The 19,323-nt window shown below is 61.0% G+C and carries 16 protein-coding genes; 3 read left to right on the forward strand and 13 right to left on the reverse strand.

Features of this window, described 5'->3' with window-relative positions; genetic code table 11:
* Window positions 1-8 precede the first annotated feature (8 nt).
* Both ACQ4WO_RS21260 and pilM read right to left on the reverse strand, forming a co-directional pair.
* Window positions 9-569: a PilN domain-containing protein gene (locus tag ACQ4WO_RS21260; RefSeq protein WP_436483163.1), complete on the reverse strand. Its 561-nt coding sequence runs from the start codon at window positions 567-569 to the stop codon at window positions 9-11.
* Complete coding sequence (gene pilM / locus ACQ4WO_RS21265) at window positions 566-1,198, reverse strand: pilus assembly protein PilM (protein WP_436483164.1); 633 nt, start codon at window positions 1,196-1,198, stop codon at window positions 566-568. The genes ACQ4WO_RS21260 and pilM overlap by 4 nt, the downstream gene beginning before the upstream one ends.
* Window positions 1,199-1,498: 300 nt before the next feature.
* Between pilM and ACQ4WO_RS21270 the strand changes: the two genes are divergently transcribed.
* Window positions 1,499-3,844 carry a penicillin-binding protein 1A gene (locus tag ACQ4WO_RS21270; protein ID WP_436483165.1) on the forward strand — a complete coding sequence of 782 codons (2,346 nt, stop codon included), beginning with the start codon at window positions 1,499-1,501 and terminating at the stop codon, window positions 3,842-3,844.
* A gap of 142 nt (window positions 3,845-3,986) precedes the next feature.
* Here ACQ4WO_RS21270 and cyaY read toward each other — a convergent pair whose 3' ends face one another.
* Entirely contained in the window at window positions 3,987-4,316 is a 330-nt protein-coding gene (gene cyaY / locus ACQ4WO_RS21275; protein ID WP_035824041.1) for an iron donor protein CyaY, read from the reverse strand.
* Window positions 4,317-4,356: 40 nt separating this feature from the next.
* Here cyaY and lptM point away from each other — a divergent pair, with 40 nt between their 5' ends.
* On the forward strand, window positions 4,357-4,539 hold the full coding sequence (lptM, locus tag ACQ4WO_RS21280) for an LPS translocon maturation chaperone LptM (protein ID WP_034753244.1): 183 nt from the start codon (window positions 4,357-4,359) through the stop codon (window positions 4,537-4,539).
* Here the strand turns inward: lptM and msrQ are convergent.
* From msrQ to ACQ4WO_RS21305, 5 genes are all read right to left on the reverse strand, one after another.
* Window positions 4,536-5,189, reverse strand: a complete 654-nt coding sequence (msrQ, locus tag ACQ4WO_RS21285; RefSeq protein WP_436483166.1) for a protein-methionine-sulfoxide reductase heme-binding subunit MsrQ — start codon at window positions 5,187-5,189, stop codon at window positions 4,536-4,538. The genes lptM and msrQ overlap by 4 nt on opposite strands.
* A 10-nt stretch (window positions 5,190-5,199) precedes the next feature.
* The gene (gene msrP, locus ACQ4WO_RS21290) at window positions 5,200-6,177 is read right to left on the reverse strand and encodes a protein-methionine-sulfoxide reductase catalytic subunit MsrP (protein ID WP_034753241.1); all 978 of its coding nucleotides are present in this window, start codon (window positions 6,175-6,177) and stop codon (window positions 5,200-5,202) included.
* Between the two features lie 181 nt (window positions 6,178-6,358).
* Entirely contained in the window at window positions 6,359-7,510 is a 1,152-nt protein-coding gene (gene ccsB, locus ACQ4WO_RS21295; RefSeq protein ID WP_070305283.1) for a c-type cytochrome biogenesis protein CcsB, read from the reverse strand.
* A 64-nt stretch (window positions 7,511-7,574) separates the two neighbouring features.
* A complete protein-coding gene (locus ACQ4WO_RS21300; RefSeq protein ID WP_436483167.1) occupies window positions 7,575-9,671 on the reverse strand; it encodes a cytochrome c biogenesis protein ResB in 2,097 nt (698 codons plus the stop codon).
* Between the two features lie 185 nt (window positions 9,672-9,856).
* Complete coding sequence (locus ACQ4WO_RS21305; protein WP_128141082.1) at window positions 9,857-10,528, reverse strand: c-type cytochrome; 672 nt, start codon at window positions 10,526-10,528, stop codon at window positions 9,857-9,859.
* A 186-nt stretch (window positions 10,529-10,714) separates the two neighbouring features.
* On the opposite strand from ACQ4WO_RS21305, the gene yihA reads away from it, so the two are divergent.
* Window positions 10,715-11,458 (forward strand): ribosome biogenesis GTP-binding protein YihA/YsxC, encoded by a 744-nt coding sequence (gene yihA, locus ACQ4WO_RS21310; protein ID WP_034753234.1) that lies wholly within the window; start codon window positions 10,715-10,717, stop codon window positions 11,456-11,458.
* Between the two features lie 78 nt (window positions 11,459-11,536).
* Here the strand turns inward: yihA and ACQ4WO_RS21315 are convergent, their stop codons facing one another.
* The 5 genes from ACQ4WO_RS21315 to ACQ4WO_RS21335 all read right to left on the reverse strand — a co-directional run bounded on the left by ACQ4WO_RS21315 (window position 11,537) and on the right by ACQ4WO_RS21335 (window position 19,158).
* Window positions 11,537-12,385 (reverse strand): hypothetical protein, encoded by an 849-nt coding sequence (locus tag ACQ4WO_RS21315; protein ID WP_436483168.1) that lies wholly within the window; start codon window positions 12,383-12,385, stop codon window positions 11,537-11,539.
* A 319-nt stretch (window positions 12,386-12,704) separates the two neighbouring features.
* Entirely contained in the window at window positions 12,705-15,815 is a 3,111-nt protein-coding gene (locus ACQ4WO_RS21320; protein WP_436483169.1) for an efflux RND transporter permease subunit, read from the reverse strand.
* Window positions 15,812-16,984, reverse strand: coding sequence for an efflux RND transporter periplasmic adaptor subunit (locus ACQ4WO_RS21325; RefSeq protein WP_436483170.1), 1,173 nt, complete (start codon window positions 16,982-16,984; stop codon window positions 15,812-15,814). The genes ACQ4WO_RS21320 and ACQ4WO_RS21325 overlap by 4 nt, the downstream gene beginning before the upstream one ends.
* Window positions 16,985-17,074: 90 nt before the next feature.
* A complete protein-coding gene (locus ACQ4WO_RS21330; RefSeq protein WP_436483171.1) occupies window positions 17,075-18,433 on the reverse strand; it encodes an ATP-binding protein in 1,359 nt (452 codons plus the stop codon).
* Window positions 18,430-19,158: a response regulator gene (locus ACQ4WO_RS21335; RefSeq protein WP_034753223.1), complete on the reverse strand. Its 729-nt coding sequence runs from the start codon at window positions 19,156-19,158 to the stop codon at window positions 18,430-18,432. Before ACQ4WO_RS21335 ends, ACQ4WO_RS21330 begins: the two co-directional genes overlap by 4 nt.
* Window positions 19,159-19,323 lie beyond the last annotated feature (165 nt).

Here is a 19,323-nt window from a genome sequence, read left to right on the forward strand (position 1 = left end):
CTCCACGACTAAGATTGTCCAGCGGGTGCCAAAGCCAGCCGTATCGTCCATTCCACGGCGCCATCGGCCGCGCCGCGCACTTCCAGCACTTCCGGGCGGGACCAGGGCGCGGCCTGTTCGAGCGCCAGCAACAATGCCGCGACCTTTTCCTGCGACACGGCCTGCCCTTGCAGCCGCACCATCACCGTTTCCTGGCGCACACTGTGCAAGGCGACACCGGCCGGCATCGCCCGGGCCAGGGCCGCCAGCATGCGCACCCAGGCATGGCGTTGCTCTTGCAAACTGGCAATGGCCTGCTGGCGCTGCAGCAGCGCCGCCGTCTCGCCCTGCACCCGCTTGCCCGCGGCGAGGATGGCATTGACTTGCTGCATGCGATGGTGCCAACCGTCCTGGCGGCGTAGCTGCGCGTCGAGCTGCTGCTGCAGCCAGGCACCCGCCGCCAGGGCCAGCAGCAATCCCAGCAGCGCCCCGCCGGCCAGTTGCCACAGCAGCCACTGAATGCGCCTGCGGCGCGCCGCCTGGCGATATGGCAAAAGGTTGATACGCGGCACTTCCGCCACGGTCTTCATCGGGCGTACCGGTGCATGGCCAGGCCCCAGGCCAACTGGTACGCCACGCCACCGTCGGACAAGGCTTGCCAGCCGCCCTGCGCGAGCGCCGCCTGCAAGGCCAGCGCCTCGCTATCCATGATGACGGGCGTCAACCCGGCCGCCTTGGCCGCATCGAGACGGCGCTGCACGCTGGCGCGCCGCGCCGCCACCAGCAGCACGTCGATCTCGCTGCCGGTCTGGCCGACAAGCGGCGGCGCGGGCCCGAGCATGACAAAATCCAGACTGGCGTCTTCCAGCGCAAACGGCATGTATTGCGCCGCTTCCAGTTCCACGAGGATTTCCAGCTGTTCCTCCGGCAATCCGGCAGGCAGGCGGATCGCATGCGTGATCAGGGCCGTGGCCGGCATGGCCAACGCCACGTGCGTGCAGGTGCTGCCACTGTCGCGGCATGCCTGGCGCACGGCATCGGCCAGGCCCTGCAGATCTTCGACATTGCCTTCAAGCATCTCTCCTGCGGCCAGCGCGGCGCTGCCGCAATGCCGGCACGACAGTTTCCCCCGTCGGCGTCCCAACTCGACCACGCGCACGGCATCGTCCGCCATATCGACACCCAGCAAGCCGGTGCCAAGAAAACTGCTGATGGACATGTTTTTCATAGAGAAAAGTCAGCGTGGGAGGAGGTCCTGCCATCCGAAAGCCTAGTCCCGGCAGCGCTGGCTTGTAAATGGATTTCACGCTGGTCTCTGCGGTGCGCGGTGCCTATCTGGCGGGGCCGTGATCTGGCGCAGGATAATTGTTACCAAATCCTGGTTGCCAGCGGGCCAATACACGCTTATATAGAGTATCGGCAAGTTCCGACTGCGCCCCGGCAAGCGCCACAGCGCGCTGCCACCCCGGCAAGCTCGCTTATAATTGGCCGGCATAATTAACCGAAAGACATACGACGCATGACATCTTCAAAATCCGCTGGCCCCGCTGGCTCGAAGCCGCCTACCAAGGGCAGCAAACCCAAACGTTTCCTGCTGATGGCACTGGCATCGCTGCTGGGCCTGGGCATCGTCGGCGTGCTGCTGGTGGTCTTTGGCCTGGCCATGGCGTATCCGAACCTGCCGGCGCTCGATACCCTGACCGATTACAAGCCGAAAATGCCGTTACGCATTTTCACTTCCGACAGCGTGCTAATCGGCGAGTTCGGCGAAGAGCGCCGCAACATGGTGCACATCAAGGATATTCCCGATGTCATGAAGAAAGCCGTGCTGGCCATCGAAGATGACCGCTTCTATGAGCATGGCGGCGTCGATTACCTGGGCATCACGCGTGCGGCCCTGCACAACCTGACGGGCGGCGCCAAGCAAGGCGCCTCGACCATCACGCAGCAGGTGGCGCGCAATTTCTTCCTGTCCAGCGAACAAACCTTGAAACGCAAGGCGTATGAAGTCTTGCTGGCCTGGAAGATCGAGAAAAACCTCAGCAAGGACCAGATTCTCGAAGTGTATATGAACCAGATTTATCTGGGACAGCGCGCCTACGGCTTCGCCTCGGCCGCGCAAATCTATTTCGGCAAGAATATCCAGGACCTGACCGTGGCCGAAGCGGCCATGCTGGCCGGCTTGCCGAAAGCGCCGTCGGCCTACAATCCCGTCGTCAATCCGAAACGCGCGCGCATGCGCCAGCAATACATTCTGCAGCGTATGGCGCAGCTGGGCTACATCACGCCAGAGCAATACACGGAAGCCAAGAATGAAGAGCTGAAAGTAAAAACCGACAGCAGCGCCTTTGGCGTGCACGCGGAATACGTGTCGGAAATGGCGCGCCAGCTCGTCTACGAACAATTCAAGGAAGACACGTATACGCGCGGCCTGAACGTCTACACCACCATCACCAAGGCCGACCAGGACGCCGCCTACATCGCCTTGCGCAAGGGCGTGATGGATTACGAAAAACGCCACGGCTACCGCGGCCCGGAAGCGTATATCGAAATTCCGAAAACCAAGGCCGAAGCCGATGACGCGATCGAGACGGAACTGGCCGACCACCCGGACAGCGACGACATCATCGCCGCCATGGTGCTGCAGGCCTCGCCAAAATCGTTGCAGGCAGTCACCTCGGCCGGCGAAGAAATCACCATTACCGGCCCCGGCCTGACCTTCGGCGCGGCCTGGCTGTCGGAAAAAGCGGCGCCCAACCGTCGCATCAAGCGCGGCGCCGTGATCCGCGTCATGCAAGAAGGCAACGCCTGGGTCTTGACGCAGATGCCGGAAGTGCAATCGGCGTTCGTCTCGGCCAGCACCACCGACGGCGCCATCCGCGCCATGGTGGGCGGCTTCGATTACAACCGCAACAAGTTCAACCACGTCACGCAGGCGTGGCGCCAGCCCGGTTCGGCCTTCAAGCCCTTCATCTATTCCGCGTCGCTGGAGCGGGGCCTGTCGCCGGCCACCATCATCAACGATGCGCCGATCTCGTTCGACGCGGGCCAGACGGGCGGCCAGGCGTGGGAACCGAAGAACTACGACAGCAAATACGATGGCCCGATGACCATGCGCAAGGGTTTGATGAAATCGAAAAACATGATTTCCATCCGCATCCTGCACAAGATCGGTGCCAAATATGGCCAGGAATACGCGACGCGCTTCGGCTTCGACGCGGACAAGAATCCGCCATACCTGACCCTGGCCTTGGGCGCCGGCAACGTGACGCCGTTGCAGATGGCGGGTGCCTATGCCGTGTTCGCCAATGGCGGCTACAAGATCAACCCCTACCTAATCGCCAAGGTCACCGATAGCGACGGCAACGTCTTGTCGCAAGCCAAGCCGGACCTGGCGGGCGAGGAAGCCAACCGGGTCATCGACGAGCGCAATGCCTTCATGATGAACAGCATGCTCAACGACGTCGTGCGCTTCGGCACGGCCAATAAAGCCATGGCCTTGAAGCGTCCCGACCTGGCCGGCAAGACGGGCACGACCAACGATTCCATCGATGCGTGGTTCGCCGGCTACCAGGCCAAGCTGGTCGGTATCGCCTGGATCGGCTACGACCAGCCGCGCAACCTGGGCAACCGGGAAACGGGTGGCGGCCTGGCCTTGCCGATCTGGATCAGCTACATGGCGAAAGCTCTGAAAAGCATTCCCGTCGAGGAACGCGCCGTGCCGGAAGGCCTGATCCACGTGGGCGACGAGTACTATTATGCGGAAAATCCACCGGGCACGGGCGTAGGCAGTCTGGAAGGCGCGGCGCGCGGCACGCCGGAGGAAGAAAAGGCGAAAGAAGCCGTGAAGAACGAGTTATTCTGACGGCAATTTCGGGGAATCGGGTAGGTCGGATTAGCGGGGGCCGCCGAGGCCGCAAGCGCGTAATCCGACAACTTGTTAGCGCCCGGGTGGTGTCGGATTACGCGGCTTCGCCGCTAATCCGACCTACGTTTCGGCGAGCTAATTACTTCAGTACGACAGGGGCGCCCGCCTGCTCGCTGGCCATGGCCGACAGGGCCGCGAACAGTTCCGAGCCGTCGCGCGTATTGATCCACTCGTCGCCCACGCGCTTGTAATGGAAACCGCCGGAACGGGCGGCTACCCACATTTCACGCATGGGGGCCTGGCTGTTGACGATGATTTTCGTGCCGTTGTCGATGAACTCGATTTCCAGCACATTGCCGCTGCGGCTGCATTCGACGTCGAGCACGTCTTCATCGTTCAGCCGGTCCAGCGCCGCCTCGATCTGGGTCAGGGTGGCTTCGGCCAGGGCCAGGAATTCCGATTCGCTCATGCTACACTCCAAAGATCTTAATCAAACCGTGATTCTAATCGTGAAGTCATCCTCAGCGTTTTATATCGGCACCGCCATTGTGGTTTCTAGCGTCCTGGCCGGCTGCGGCCAGACCGGCCCCCTGTACCTGCCCAAGCCACCTGCGGCCAAAGGCGCGCCAGCCAAAGGCCCGGTCGAACCGGCGCCCGTGCCGCCGCCACCGGTGATCGTGCCGGCAACCTAAGTCGAGCGTACCGGGGTGGCAGCCTTGGCCGCCCTGGCGCTTTTCTCTCGCTTGTTCCAGGCGAAAAACACGCGGATTAACAGCAGTAGCGCGACGATGCTGCCGAACAGGATTGGTTGCGCGAAATTATTCTTGCCCGCCTTCATCCACCAAAAGTGCAAGATGCCCAGCGGCGCGATGATGTAGATCAGCCGGTGCAACCACTGCCAGCGCTTGCCACCCAGTCGCCTGACCATGCCGTTCGTGCTCGTCACGGCCAGCGGAATGAGCAGCACGAAAGCTATAAAGCCTACCGTGATGAACGGGCGCTTGAGCACATCCTTCCACATTTCCTGCACATCGAAAAAGTGATCGAACCATAAAAAGGTGGTGAAATGCAGCGCCGCGTAGAAAAAGGCGAACAGGCCCAGCATGCGCCGCAGCTTGATCAGCCAATTCCACTGCGTGATGCGGCGCAAGGGCGTCACCGCCAGGCTGATGCACAGGAAATACAGGGTCCAGTCGCCCGTGCCGCGCGTGATGAATTCCAGCGGCTCCACCAACTGCCCCGTGTACGTCAGCCAGACCATGCGTGCAAACGGCAGCAGCGCCAGCAAAAAGATCAGGCTTTTCAGCAGCGACAACTGCCTGCTCGCGGGATTCAGGGCCATTGGTCTTTCCTTAAAAGAACTTCTTCAGATCCATGCCCGCGTACAGGGAAGCGACATCGTTGTAGCCATTGAACATCAGGGTTTTGCGTTTGCGCGCGAGAAAACCGTCTTCGCCGATACGCCGCTCGGAAGCTTGCGACCAGCGCGGATGATCGACGTTCGGATTCACGTTCGAGTAAAAACCGTATTCCGACGGCGCCGACAGGTTCCAGGACGTGCGTGGCTGTTCCTTGACGAAACGGATCTTGACGATGGATTTGGCTGACTTGAAACCATATTTCCACGGCAAGACCATGCGCACGGGCGCGCCGTTCTGGTTAGGCAAGGTTTCGCCATACATGCCCAGGGTCAGCAGCGCCAGCGGATGGTTCGCCTCATCAATGCGCAAGCCTTCCGTATAGGGCCACTGCAACACGCGGCTGCCCACGCCCGGCATCTGCTTCTTGTCGGCCAGGGTGATGAATTCCACGTACTTGGCATTGCCCGTCGGCTCGACCTTCTTGATGATTTCCGAGAAGGAATAACCGACCCAAGGGATGACCATCGACCAGCCTTCCACGCAGCGCAGCCGGTAGACGCGCTCTTCCAGCGGCGCCAGCTTCAGCAGCGCGTCGAGGTCCAGGGTCATCGGCTTCTTGACTTCGCCTTCGATGCTGACCGTCCACGGCCGCGTGCGCAGGGTGCCCGCGTTTTGCGCCGGATCGCTCTTGTCCGTGCCGAATTCGTAGAAATTGTTGTAGCTGGTGGCGTCTTTATACGCCGTCTGCTTGTCCAGCGCCGAATAGGCGGGATTGAGCTTGGCAGCCAGCTTGGGATTCGTGCCTTGTGCGAAGGCTTCGCGGCTGGCCATTTCCAGCAAGGCCGCACTGGACACGGAGCCCAGCGCCACTTGCTTGATGAAGCTGCGGCGCGATTCAAACACGGCACGCGGCGTGATTTCGGAAGAATACGGCAACTCAATGCCGTTGGGACTGCGCTTGATCAACATGGCGGCTCCGGAAAAAGGTGATTGGATATACCTTACACCAGTTTTTCCGGGCCGTTCATGACGCTTCTGTCATGCAGAAAAGTGCCCGAAAAAAGTTCAGGGCAAGGCGCCTTGCCGCAGGCAGTACGCATAGTACGACCAGGCAAGGCAACGCCGCCATGGGCTTTTTCTCGAGCACTCTTTAAAGTTTACCGTAAGAATGCAGGCCTGAAAGGAACATGTTCACGCCCAAAAACGCGAAGGTCGTCACCAGCAAGCCCACCAGCGCCCACCACGAGGCGACGCGGCCGCGCAAGCCCGTCATCAGGCGCATGTGCAGCCAGGCTGCATAGTTGAGCCAGACGATCAGCGCCCACGTTTCTTTCGGGTCCCACGACCAGTAGCCGCCCCATGCTTCGGCCGCCCACAGGGCGCCCAGGATGGTCGCTACCGTAAAGAAAGCGAAGCCGACGGAAATAGCCTTGTACATGACGTCGTCGAGCACTTCCAGCGACGGCAGGCGGTCGACCAGGTAGCCGCTCGACTTGAGCAGGTACGCCGCCGCCACCATGGCCGACAGGGCAAACGTGCCGTAGCCGATGAAGTTGGCCGGCACGTGGATTTTCATCCACCAGCTTTGCAGGGCCGGCACCAGCGGCTGGATTTCAGCCGCGTCGCGCGTGACCGTGTACCACATCAGGAACACGACGGCCGCCGAAATGACCAGCATGACGAAGGCGCCCAGCTGGCGCGTCGCGTAGTGCTGCTCGTAATACAGGTAGAACATGGCCGTGATCAGGGAAAACAGGATGAACACTTCATACAGGTTCGATACGGGGATGTGGCCCACGTCGGCGCCGATCAGGTAAGACTCATACCAGCGTACCAGCATGCCCGTCAGGCCCAGCACGACGCCGGCCCAGCACAGCAGGGAACCGACGGACGAGCCGAATTCCGAGCGCGCCACCAGGCCGATCCAGTAGAACAGGGTCGACAGCACGAAAAGCGTACCCATCCACAGGATGGCGGACTGGCTCGACAAGATGTATTTCAGGAAGAATTTCTGGTTCGCCATCTCCAGGTGGCCGGCGTACAGCTCGATGGCGAACAGCGACAGCACGGCCGCCACGGGGATCAGCCAGCGCACGGGCTTCCAGTACCAGCCCAGCCACGCGAACGTGGGCGCCGCGGCCAGCAGGATGGCTTTTTCGTAGATATCCATGAATTCGCCAAAACGCATCAGGCCGAACAGGGAGGCGGCCAGCAAGCCGGCCCCGTACAGCCAATCGATCAGGCTCAGGCGCTTGAAAAATCCTGGTTCCTGCGTATATATTTGCTTGTTTGCCAATTCCATCATTTTCTCCATTCCCGGCGGCGCTGCAGCGTTCCGAAACTCAGCTAATCCAACTCAGCGCAGCTTACGCCGATTGCGGCAGCTTTGCCTTCAAGTTCTCAAATTCTTTTTCAAAATCCAGGGTCTTGCGTTGCGTGCTCATGGCCATCAAGGCTTCGCTGCCGCCCTCGCCATCCTTGATCCACACCCACAGGCGGCGCTCGCGGATATAGAACATGGAAAATACGCCGATCACGAGGAACAGACAACCGAGGTAGACCACGCTCTTGCCCGGCGAACGCGTCACTTGCAGCACGGACGCCTTGATTTCCGTAAAGTCGTCGAGCTGCAGATACACGGGCGCGCCATAGAAGAAGCTGTCGGACAGCGCATTCGTGGCCAGTTGCAGGAAGCGGCCGTGCTTGTCATCGGCCTCGATGGCTTTCAAGCCATCCTGGGCACGCGCCGCCTGCCACAAGTCCCACAGGCTGCCATTCAAGATTTTCATGAAGATATCGGCCGCTTTTTCTTGCTCGGCGGCAGGAATTTTCTCCAGGAAACGTGAGATGGCGAGGAAACCGCCCTCTTGTCCATTGCCGGCAAAGATGCCCAGGCTTTTCGCGGCCGATTCCTGCAACTGGCCGCGCAAGGCTTCCGCGCCCGCCTGCGGCATGGCGCGCGCCGCATAGCGCGTGGCCGCCTGTTGGCGCAGTTCCGGATCTTGCAGCGCGGCACGCAAGCGCATCCATTCGTTCACGCTGTAATTGTCATCGGCGGGAATGCGCAGATAGCTGAACGGGTCGCTGGGGTTAACGCGCATGCCGGCCAGGAACACCGTCGTGCCATCGACGGCAACCGGCTGCATATAGTTCTGGTACTCGCGCGCCTGGCCCGTCTTGTCGCGCAATTTGTATTGCACCGAGGGACCGACGTTCTTGAGATCCTTGTTATTCGCGTTCTTCGCGGCCGAGCCGAGGCGCTTGTCCAGGCCGACGGAGAACTTCTCGTTGAAACTTTCCGCCTTGCTGACGGCGCGCACATCCTGGCCCGCGCTGAGGTTTTCCACGTTGAACGGGCGGAAACCCGACCATTCCACCGTGTAGGAATTGCCATCGCTGCGCTCGAGCGGCGTGCTGCCGCCCACTTCGCCGCCGATATCGAAGCGTTTCGTCGTCTTGCCCGTCATGGGAAAACCCGTCAACTTGAGCTTGCTGCCACCATCTTCAAAGCTGGACTGGTACAGGGCCAGGCCCTTGTACAGCAGCGGCTGGTTGACTTTAATGGTTGCTGGGAAACTTTTCCCTGTTTCATGATCGGTGACGACCACATCGCTGGCGAACAGCTTGGGCATGCCCGTGCTGTAGAAATCGATGTGGAATTTTTTCAGCAGGATGGTGATGGGCAAATCCTGGATCAGCACGCCATCGGCCTGGGGAATGATGGCCGTGTTGCTCGACGAGCCTTCCGGAATCATGGTATTGCCGCGGAAAGTGGGATTCGACAGGCTCAAACGGTGCTGCGCGGGAATGTCGGCGATCACGCCGCTGCCGGCAAATGGCGTCTTGCCAAAGAACCATTGCTGTACGCGGATCGGCATTTCCGAATCGAGCAAGCCGCCCACGCAGATGATGACGATGGCGCCGTGGGCAAAGATATAGCCCCATTTATTGGCCGCGCCCCGCTTGGCCGCCACCAGGGTGGCGTTGTCCTTCTCGACCACCTTGGCCGCATAGCCGGCGTCTTTCAGGCGCATCACCATCTGCTGGGCCAGCACGGCGCGCGGCAGCGGCGCCTGCCATTCCAGCTTGTGGTGGAAATTGCGCAACGATTGCTCGCGCACGGTTTCGCGCCAGCTGCGCATATCCTTCAGCATCTTCGGCGCATTGCGCACGATGCACAGCGAGGTCGAGGCGACGAGGAAACCCATGATCACGAGGAACCACCAGGCCGAATACACGGAATACAGGCTCAGCTTGTCGAAAACGGCGAACCAGAACGGACCGAACTGGTTCACATAATTGGGCATGGGCTCGTTTTGCTTGAGCACGGTGCCGATGATCGATGCGACGGCGATCAGGGTCAGCAGGCTGATGGCAAAGCGCATCGACGAGACCAGCTCGACGAACTCAGCCAGGCTGCGGCGTTGGGTCTTTAACTCGATTCCGGTCGTGCCTGTGCTCATACGTGGATACTCATACGGGATATGCAATCTTCAAGAAAATGTAGGCATGGAGCAGATAGTTTCTCCGCGCAAGGCGGCAGCATACTCCTGTTTGGTCCCTGCCATGAAAAAGGGCAGCCCGTTGAGATGGCCGCCCTTGTTCACGCGCGCTGGTGCGCCTGGCAATCTCTTGCCACTATGAAAACTTACTTCAGGCCGGCGATATAGTCGGCCACGGCGGCGATCTCGTCATCCGACATGCGGGCGGCGATAGTGTGCATTTCCGCACTGTTCTTGCGGGCATCGGCCTTGGTGCTGCGGAACAGCGTCAGCTGGGCCACCGTGTAATCCTGGTGCTGGCCGGCGATGCGCGGATACTGGACGGGAATGCCATTGCCCGTCGCGCCATGACAGCTGGCGCAGGCGGCAACTTGCTTGGAGGCAATGCCGCCACGGTAGATTTTCTTGCCCAGGTCGATCGTGTCCTTGTTTTTCGCGGCGCCCGGCTTGGACAGCTGCGCGCCCAGGTAGGCGGCGATATTCTTCTTGTCGGCGTCGCTGAGCATCTTCGCGTACGTCGTCATGACGGGCTGGTTGCGCTGCGGCGTCGTGAAATCGACCAATTGCTTGTAGATATAGCTTTCGTGCTGGCCGGCCAGCTTCGGATTGACCGCGATGGTCGAATTGCCGGCCGCGCCATGGCAGGAGACGCAGGCAGGCAAGCCGCGCGCCGCATCGCCATCGGCGTACAGGGTAGCGCCCTTGGCAGCGTCAGCCTTGATGGCCGGTTTCGGTGCTTCGACCGCGGAGGCAGTTGCCGATACAGCCAGCAAAGCGAGCAGCATGGATTTGAACAACGGTGAAAACGCACGATTCATTCAGGCACCCTGAGACAGTGAGAAATTAGTGGTGGACATTGCCGCGCCCTGTGGATTTTTGCTTTATTTTCAGGGCCGCAAGCCGCATCGCTGCTACGCCGGCAACAATAAACAACCCCTTATTGTACAATAGCTTCTTGGCGTTATCGCTCCCTTATCGCTCCCTTTTGTTGCTTTACTACTCCCATGTCAAAACTCTGGCAAGCCCGCTTCTTTACGACCGTCAACCAATTGCGTGACCTGCCCGATACCACGGTGCCGGAAATCGCCTTTGCCGGCCGCTCCAATGCCGGTAAATCGACCGCCATCAACATCTTGTGTAATCAGAAAGGCTTGGCGTTCGCCTCCAAGACACCTGGCCGTACCCAGCACATCAACTACTTCTCCATCGGCGGCGCCCACGTGGCGCAGCACCGCAAGGATGCCACCATCGTCGAAGAGATCGAATGCCTGCTGGTCGACTTGCCGGGCTACGGCTATGCGGAAGTATCAGGCTCGGCCAAATTGCACTGGCAGCGCCTGCTGGGCGACTACGTGCAGCGCCGCGAACAATTGGCCGGTTTGATCCTGATCATGGATTCGCGCCGCCCGTTCACCGATCTGGACATCCAGATGCTGGAATGGTTCGCCCCGACGGGCAAGCCGATCCACTGCATCCTGACGAAAGTCGATAAGCTGAACCGCAACGAATCGGTGAATGCCTTGCGCCAGGCGAAAGCCAAGCTCGACAGCTACGTGGATGAAGACGGTGTCGGCTTCCCGTTCACCGTGCAATTGTTCTCCGCCTTGAAACGAGTCGGCATCGACGAAGCCAACGACAAGATCATGGAACTGGCCGGCATCAGCGAAGACGGCGCGGCCCAGATGGTCGAACTGATCGAGATGGAAGACGATGTCGAGCCGGAAGCGGGAACCGACAAACCGGCTTGATCGAGATCAACGCTGCGTAAAAAAAGGCTGCCCGTTCACACGGCGCAGCCTTTTTTTATTGCAGCGAATATCTAATGTCTAGCGCCGTCCCGGCCCTGAGCGCTTCTCGGAAAAGAATTCCTGGCGCAGGAACGCCGTCAACTCGGCCGTGTCTTCCACTCTGGCGCTGAGGTTGACGTTACGTCCCAGGCGCCGGGATTCCCACACGAAATCACCAGGTTTTTCGGCACGGATCAGCTGGATCATCTTCTTGATGATGGCCGATTCGATATCGGGTTCATTGCCCAGTTCGACTTTTTCCTGCTTCAGCCAATTGCGCTTGAAATTGCCATTCCAGCCCTTGAATTTGACTTCCGCGCTGAACGAGGTCTGGTTAACGATGGAAAACACGCCGCCCGAATCCTCGCGGTCGCTACCGGAATTGCGTCCCTGGGCGCCGGCGATATTCGCCTTGGCCACGCGCATGGCACGGTCGTTTTCGCTTTCCTCGGCCGGCGGCGTGGGGTTCTGCGCCTCGCGCTGCTTGCGGCGCTGCTCGATCATCGAGCTCATGTCTTCAGCCGGCGGCGGCGGCAACGGCACTTTCGATACCAGCGGCGGCGTGTAGGTTTCCAGTTTCGGCTTGTCGCGCGGCACGTCTTTTGTCACCACGCGCTTGCTCGGGGCCGGCGGCGGTTTCACCTTGGCCACTTTCGTGTCCTTCGGTTTCGGCGTGGGCTTCGGTTGCGGCTTCGGTTGCGGCTTGTCTTTCAGCGGCGCGATGTAGACCATCGCGCTTTCCTTCTTCGGCGGCGGAATCTTTTCGATCTTGTCGCTGCGCAACAGAACATACGCCGCCAGCAGCACGTGCAGCAAGACGGACACGCCGAGCGCCACCTTGCGCGTCGTGCTGGTCTTGGACCCGTAGGCCGGTGGTGGCTGGATCATTTGCCCGCAGGTGGGGCAAACATCGGAATCGGCAGCCAACAAATGGGTCGTGTCATGCAAAATGAATCGTGCTTTCTGTGTAGCGAAGAAATAACATTACAGGGCAGCCATAGTGCCAGAGTCCCTTGCTTTTGGGAACACTTCCTCGGCCTTTCCAACCCGAAGCGTACAGGATAGCGACATTCCTTGCAGCGCTGACCAGAGTACCCGAGCCCTCCCTTGACGGTTGTTACCGTATGTATCACTGCCCATACAAAACCGGCGCCCCATTCACGCAGGAAGGGGACGCCGGTCACGGGTCACGCAAGTGCTCAAGTACTCAAGCCTTGTTGTCGAGCGCCACCAGTTGCTCGTCCGTCATCGGCCCCGTGCCGCTGTACTTGTCCAGGAACAAATAGATGACGGGGGTGATGAACAGGGTAATCACTTGCGAGAACAGTAATCCGCCGACCACGGCCAGGCCCAGCGGCTGGCGCAGCTCGGCGCCGGCGCCCAGGCCCAGGGCGATCGGCAAGGCGCCCATCAGGGCTGCCGCCGTCGTCATCATGATGGGGCGGAAACGCAAAATGCACGCCTGGCGGATGGCCTCAGGTGGGCTCATGCCTTCGTTGCGCTGCGCATGCAGGGCGAAGTCGATCATCATGATGGCGTTTTTCTTGACGATGCCGATCAGCATCAGGATACCGATGATGGCGATCATGGTCAGGTCCATGCCGAACAGGCGCAGAGTCAGCAGCGCGCCCACGGCCGCCGATGGCAAGCCGGCCAGGATGGTCAGCGGGTGGATATAGCTTTCATACAGCACGCCGAGCAGCACATAGATCACGACCAGCGCGGCAATGATGAGGATGATCTGACTCGATTGCGAGCTCTGGAACACGGCCGCGTCGCCACCATAGCGCGTGATGATGGAAGCCGGCAAGCTCATGTCCTTGGCCATCGCGTCGATCTTGCCCGTGGCGATGCCCAGCGGCACGTCCGGCGCCAGGTTGAAGGCAATGGTGACGGCCTGCAACTGCCCCTGGTGGTTGACGGACGTGGGCCCGATCGTGCGTTCCACATAAGCAATACTCGACAGTTTCACCAGTTCGCCCGTCTTGCTGCGCACGGACACGCGCGTGAGCGCATCGTCATACTGGCGGTCGGCCGTGGCCGCTTCCAGGATCACGTAATAGCTGGCTGCCGACGAATAGATGGTCGACACTTGCCGCTCGCCAAAGGCGCTGTACAAGGCCGTGCGGATATCGGACATTTGCACGCCCAGCAGATTGGCCTTGTCGCGGTCGATTCGAAGCGAGGCCTGCAAGCCCTTGATCTGCGAATCGCTGGTGACGTCGCGGAAGGCGGGATCCGTGCGCATGCCGGCGATAAACTTTTCCGCCCAGTCATTCAAGGCGTCGGGACTGACGCTTTGCAGGGTGTACTGGTAGCGGCTCTTGCTCTGGCGTCCGCCCAGCTGCAAGTTTTGCACGGGCCGGAAATACACGGCCATGCCCGGCACGGTGCCCGCCGCGCGGCGCAGGTTTTCCAGCACCACGGGCATTTTCGGCCGCTCGCTGCGCGGTTTCAAGACCATGAACATGCGGCCCGTGTTGCCGCCGCCGACGAACGACGTCACGTCCTGTACGCTGGGGTCCGCCTTGAGCACGGCCGCCACGCGCGCCTGCAAATCCTGCAGCGCCGCAGATGAGATGTCTTCCGACGCTTCCGTATTCACCTGGATCTGGCCCAGGTCTTCCTCGGGGAAGAATCCTTTCGGAATGGTCGCGTACAGCAGCACCGTCAGCGCAAAGGTGCACACGGCAACGAACAGCACCACGTTGCGGTGCGCCAGGGCCTTGTCGAGCAGATGCACATAGCCGTTGCGCAATGCCGTAAAACCCGCTTCGAAATGGCGGCCGATAAAGGTTTTCTCGCCATGACTGGGATCGCTGTCATTGTGCTCGCGCGAGTCGGCCGGCAGGAAGCGGCTGGCCAGCATCGGCACCAGGGTCAGCGACACGACGGCCGACACCAGCACGGCCAGCGAGACGACAACGGCGAATTCATGGAACAGCAAGCCGATCACGCCCGGCATGAAGAAGATGGGAATAAACACGGCCACCAGCGAGACGGAAATCGAGATGATGGTAAAGCCCATCTCTTTCGCCCCTTCGAGGGCCGCGCGTATCGGTTTCTTGCCCATCTCGATATGGCGCACGATGTTTTCCAGCACCACGATGGCATCGTCGACGACGAGGCCCACGGCCAGGGTAATGCCCAACAGGGAAACGTTGTCGAGGCTGTAGCCGAGCCAGTACAGCAGGGCCAGCGCGCCGAGCAGGGAAATCGGCATGGTGACGGCGGGAATGAAGGTGGCGGCCGCGCGGTGCAGGAACAAGAAGATCACCAGCACCACCAGTACCACCGTCAGGGCCAAGGTCAAATTCACGTCGTGGATGGCTTCGCGGATCGACAACGAACGGTCGTTGACCAGGCTGATCTGTATCGACTGCGGCAATTGCTCCTTGAACCCCGGCAGCAAACGGCGCACGCCATCGACCACTTGCACGGTGTTGGCGTCCGGTTGGCGCTGCACCATCAGGCTGATCGAGCGCTCGCCATTGAAACTGCCGACGGACTTGATCGATTGAAAGCTGTCTTCCACCTCGGCCACGTCTTTCAGGCGCACGGGCTGGCCGTTGCGGCTGGCGACGATCAGTTCGGCAAAATCGGCCGCTTTCATCATTTGCGGATTGCCCTGGATGGTCAGGGTCTGGCTGGGGCCGTCAAGGATGCCCAGCGGGGAATTCGTGTTCGAGGTACGCAAGGCGGTGGCCAGCTCGTCCATCGTCAGGTTGCGCGCATTCATCAAGTCGGCACGGGCGCGCACGCGCACGGCAAAGCGCTTCTGGCCATTGACGATGACCTGGGCCACGCCAGGCAAGGTCGACAAGCTGGGCGCGATCAGGTTTTCCGCATAATCGTTGAGGTCTGACAAGTTCAGCGATGGCGACGTCATCTGAATGAAGAGGACCGGTGCATCAGCCGGATTGACCTTGCGGTAGGACGGCAAGTCCGTCATTTCCGTCGGCAACTGGCGCTGCGCGCGCAGCAGCGCCGCCTGCACGTCGACGGCCGCCTCGTTGACATTGATGCTGGCGTCAAACTCCAGGGTCAGCGAGGTATTGCCCAGCGTACTCGTGGAGGTAATCAGGCTCAGGCCGGAAATGGTGGAGAATTGTTTCTCCAGTGGCAAGGCCACAGACGACGCCATGGTTTCCGGGCTGGCACCGGCCAGGTCGGCGCTCACGTTGATGACGGGCGTGTTGTAGCTCGGCAAGGCCGCCACGGGAATTTGCAGGTAAGCCAGCACGCCGGCCAGGATAATGCTCAGGGACAGCAGCACCACCATGACGGGGCGGCGGATGCTCAGTTCGGACAGGTTCATGCTGGCTTGCCCTGCGGTGCGGCGGCGCCATCGGCAGCCTTGTGTTTTTCCACCAGGCGCACCTTGCTACCTGGACGCAAGTTCTGCTTGCCGTCGACGATGACCTTTTCATCGCCCGCCAGGCCGGTGACGACGGCGCTCGGTCCGAATGCATACACGCGCGTCACCTTGCGCATCTTGGCCGTGTTGTCCGCCTCCATCGAATACACGAAGGTGCCGGCGGTACTCGTGATGATGGCGTTTTGCGGAATCACCAGCGCATCCTTGAGGGTGCGCACGGTCAGCTGCGTATTCACATACTGGCCTGGCCACAGGTCGGTGCCGCCATTATTGAAGCGGGCCTTGATCCTGATCACGCCCGTGGCGGGATCGACGGCATTATCAATAAAGTTCAGTTTGCCATCGAGCTGCTTGCCGCCCGCGTCGGACAGCAGCGCCGTGACAGGCACCTCGCCCGCCTTTTGTGCCGCCAGCAAGCCGGACAGGCTGCTTTCCGGCAAGGTGAACGACACGTCGATCGGGTCGAGCTGGGTGATGCTGGTCAGCGACGTGATCGGCTGCACCAGGCTGCCCGCGTAGACATTGATGGCGCCCACACGGCCGCTCTGCGGCGCGCGCAGGACGGTGTAGCTGGAGTCGACCTGGGCGGCGCGCAAGGCGGCCTGGTCGGCGGCCAGCAAGGCGCGTGCCGCGTCGAGCTGGCTTTGCAGGGTGTCGACGGCGCCCTGGGCGATGAAATTCTTGCTCAGCAAATCCTGGTTACGCTTGAGCTGGCGCTCGAAATCCTGTACCGAGGCGCGGTCGCGCAAGACTTGCGCCTGCGCCTTGTCGACATTCGCATGCTCGCTGCGCGCGTCCAGCGTAAACATCAGCTCGCCCTGCTTGACGAACTGGCCTTCGCGGATATGCACCTTGCTAATCGTGCTGGTCGTCTGCGGGTGCAAGTCGACGCTGCTGATCGGCATCACGCTGCCATTGGCTTGCAGCACCATCGGCACATCCTGGCGCACAGGCGCGACCACGCTCACCGTCGTCGGCGCCTGTCCGCCCTTGCCCCCTTTGCCATCCTGCCCACCGGTCGGCGCGCCGGACGGATGAGTGAAATACCAGATGCCGCCACCGATACACAGGGCCGCACCCACGAGGATTGCCAGACTAGTCTTTTTCATTGTTCTGTCACGCTGTCGCAGCGCAGGGCTGCAGGTTGAATGTAGTAGTTGCCAGGAGGCATAAAGCACAATATTGTCGCACGGAAATGCTCACTTTCCTGCGTAATACTCTGGCACGATGAGGGTGACTTCCAGTCCACCGTCGACGTGATTGGACAGCAAAACCGTGGCGCCGTGCTGCTCGGCGATATTGCGCGCGATGGTCAGGCCCAGGCCCGTGCCGCCCGACTCGCGCGAACGCGACGTCTCGATACGGTAAAACGGTTCGAACACCTTGGCCAGCTGATCTGGCGCAATACCCGGCCCGCCATCGCGGATGCGGATGCGCGCGGCACCGGGGATGCGCTCGACGGTCACCTGCGCGTACTGGCCATATTTGACGGCATTGTCGATCAGGTTCACCAGGCAGCGCCGCATGGCGATCGGGCGCGCCATCAAGGCCATGCCCGCCTGTCCACTGAGGGTGACTTTCTGGCCGGCATCGGCCGCGTCGGAGCAGACGCTGTCCAACAGGGAATCGAGATCGAGCGCCTGCATCGCTTCCGTGCTGTCCATCGAGCGGGCCAGGTCCAGCCCTTCCTTGACCATGCTTTGCATGGCCGACAGGTCGCCCACGAGGCGGTCATACAATTCCGTATCGGCCACTTTTTCCAGGCGCAAGCGCAAGCGCGTGAGCGGCGTTTGCAAGTCGTGCGTGATGGCGGCCAGCATCTGTGTTCGCTGGGAAATATGCTGGCGGATACGCGCCTGCATGGCATTGAAGGCGGCGCTGGCCTGGCGGATCTCGCTGGCGCCCGACAGGGTCAGCGGTGGATGGTTGATGTCGTTGCCCAGGTCTTTCGCCGCCTGCGCCAGCTGCTTGAGCGGGCGCATGGTCATGCGCGTGACCAGGTAGGCGAGAATGGCGATGCTGATCAGGAAAGGCAGCAAGGTCATCCAGTCGTTATGTTCATTGAATGGCGGCTGCTGGCGCGGCGGCAAGACCATCAGGCGCAGCACGTGGCCATCCTGCATGCGCACGTCGAGGTTTTCGCAGGTGCCGCCCCATGGCTTGGCGGCAAACATGCCCGGTGATTTGCGCGGCTCGATACAGGCGGCCGGGCGTTCGGCCAGCGCGCTGACCTTGAATCCCTCGCCCAGTTTGGCTTGCAGGGCGGTGGAAAATTCCGTCGGCTTGCCCGGTACATGCTCGACATCGGGACGCAATTCCAGGCGCACGCTGCCCTTGTTGGCCACTTTCAGATAAGCGGCGCGCGAGGCCAGCGGCACCACGTCGGCCGCCATCACCAGCTGCTCGGCCCGTTCCACGGCGTGGTAGTCGCGGTATTGCTCGATGGCGCGCTGGCGTTCGCCCACGGCCAGCCACTGCGTCAGCGCGGCCGAAGCGACGATGCCGATCAGCAAAAACACGAAAACTCTGCCCGTCATCGAGCCCAGGAAGGCCTTCACGCGTGCGGCTCCACATTGACCTGGCCGGCCAGCACGTAGCCGCCGTTGCGCACGGTCTTGATGATTTGCGGCAAGCGGGCATCTTCACCGAGCTTTTGCCGCAAACGGCTGATCTGGATATCGATCGAGCGGTCGAACGGGTCGGCGTCGCGGCCCTGCGTCAGGTTCAGCAGCTGGTCGCGGTTGAGCACGCGGTTCGGGTGCTCGAGGAACACGCGCAGCAGGCGGAATTCCGCACCCGACAACATGATCACCAAACCGCTGGGATTGAGCAGGTGGCGCGCCGTCAAGTCCAGGGTCCAGCCGGAAAAGCGGATTTGCTGCGCCTTGTCCGACGGCACGTTCGATGGCATGGCATGACTGCGGCGCAGCACGCTGCGTATGCGCGCCAGCAGTTCGCGCGGCTCGAACGGCTTCGGCAAGTAATCGTCGGCGCCCATTTCCAGGCCCAGGATGCGGTCCAGCGGCTCATTGCGCGCCGTCAGCATGATCACCGGCACGGTTGACTGCGCGCGCAGCTTGCGACACAAAGTCAGGCCGTCGTCGCCGGGCAGGTTCAAGTCGAGCACGATCAAATCGGGCCGCGTTTCATCGAGGATTTTCCACATGGCCGTGCCATCTGCCGCGCCCAGGGTGCGGTAGGCGTTCGTTTCCAGGTAGTCCGCCAGCAAGCTGCGGATATCGCGGTCGTCGTCGACGATGAGAATTGTAGAAGTGGGTTCCATGGTACGAATTATCCCCACTTCCCCCGGCCTTGCACAACGCATTTGTATCGTCTTGTATATAGAAGACCCGAAGAAACATATAGATACAAACTGTCTGGCAGCGGACACTTCGGGGAAACATGGCGCGTCCAACATGGATTCATGTGCAGCAACATGTACATCCCT

Source organism: Janthinobacterium aestuarii, from assembly GCF_051380835.1.
Taxonomy (GTDB): Bacteria; Pseudomonadota; Gammaproteobacteria; order Burkholderiales; family Burkholderiaceae_D; genus Janthinobacterium; species Janthinobacterium aestuarii.

Coding starts and splice junctions, on each gene's coding strand:
- ACQ4WO_RS21260 (WP_436483163.1), bottom strand. CDS start 569: ATGAAGACCGTGGCGGAAGTGCCGCGTATCAACCTTTTGCCATATCGC.
- pilM (WP_436483164.1), bottom strand. CDS start 1,198: ATGTCCATCAGCAGTTTTCTTGGCACCGGCTTGCTGGGTGTCGATATG.
- ACQ4WO_RS21270 (WP_436483165.1), top strand. CDS start 1,499: ATGACATCTTCAAAATCCGCTGGCCCCGCTGGCTCGAAGCCGCCTACC.
- cyaY (WP_035824041.1), bottom strand. CDS start 4,316: ATGAGCGAATCGGAATTCCTGGCCCTGGCCGAAGCCACCCTGACCCAG.
- msrQ (WP_436483166.1), bottom strand. CDS start 5,189: ATGGCCCTGAATCCCGCGAGCAGGCAGTTGTCGCTGCTGAAAAGCCTG.
- msrP (WP_034753241.1), bottom strand. CDS start 6,177: ATGTTGATCAAGCGCAGTCCCAACGGCATTGAGTTGCCGTATTCTTCC.
- ccsB (WP_070305283.1), bottom strand. CDS start 7,510: ATGGAATTGGCAAACAAGCAAATATATACGCAGGAACCAGGATTTTTC.
- ACQ4WO_RS21300 (WP_436483167.1), bottom strand. CDS start 9,671: ATGAGCACAGGCACGACCGGAATCGAGTTAAAGACCCAACGCCGCAGC.
- ACQ4WO_RS21305 (WP_128141082.1), bottom strand. CDS start 10,528: ATGAATCGTGCGTTTTCACCGTTGTTCAAATCCATGCTGCTCGCTTTG.
- yihA (WP_034753234.1), top strand. CDS start 10,715: ATGTCAAAACTCTGGCAAGCCCGCTTCTTTACGACCGTCAACCAATTG.
- ACQ4WO_RS21315 (WP_436483168.1), bottom strand. CDS start 12,385: ATGATCCAGCCACCACCGGCCTACGGGTCCAAGACCAGCACGACGCGC.
- ACQ4WO_RS21320 (WP_436483169.1), bottom strand. CDS start 15,815: ATGAACCTGTCCGAACTGAGCATCCGCCGCCCCGTCATGGTGGTGCTG.
- ACQ4WO_RS21325 (WP_436483170.1), bottom strand. CDS start 16,984: ATGAAAAAGACTAGTCTGGCAATCCTCGTGGGTGCGGCCCTGTGTATC.
- ACQ4WO_RS21335 (WP_034753223.1), bottom strand. CDS start 19,158: ATGGAACCCACTTCTACAATTCTCATCGTCGACGACGACCGCGATATC.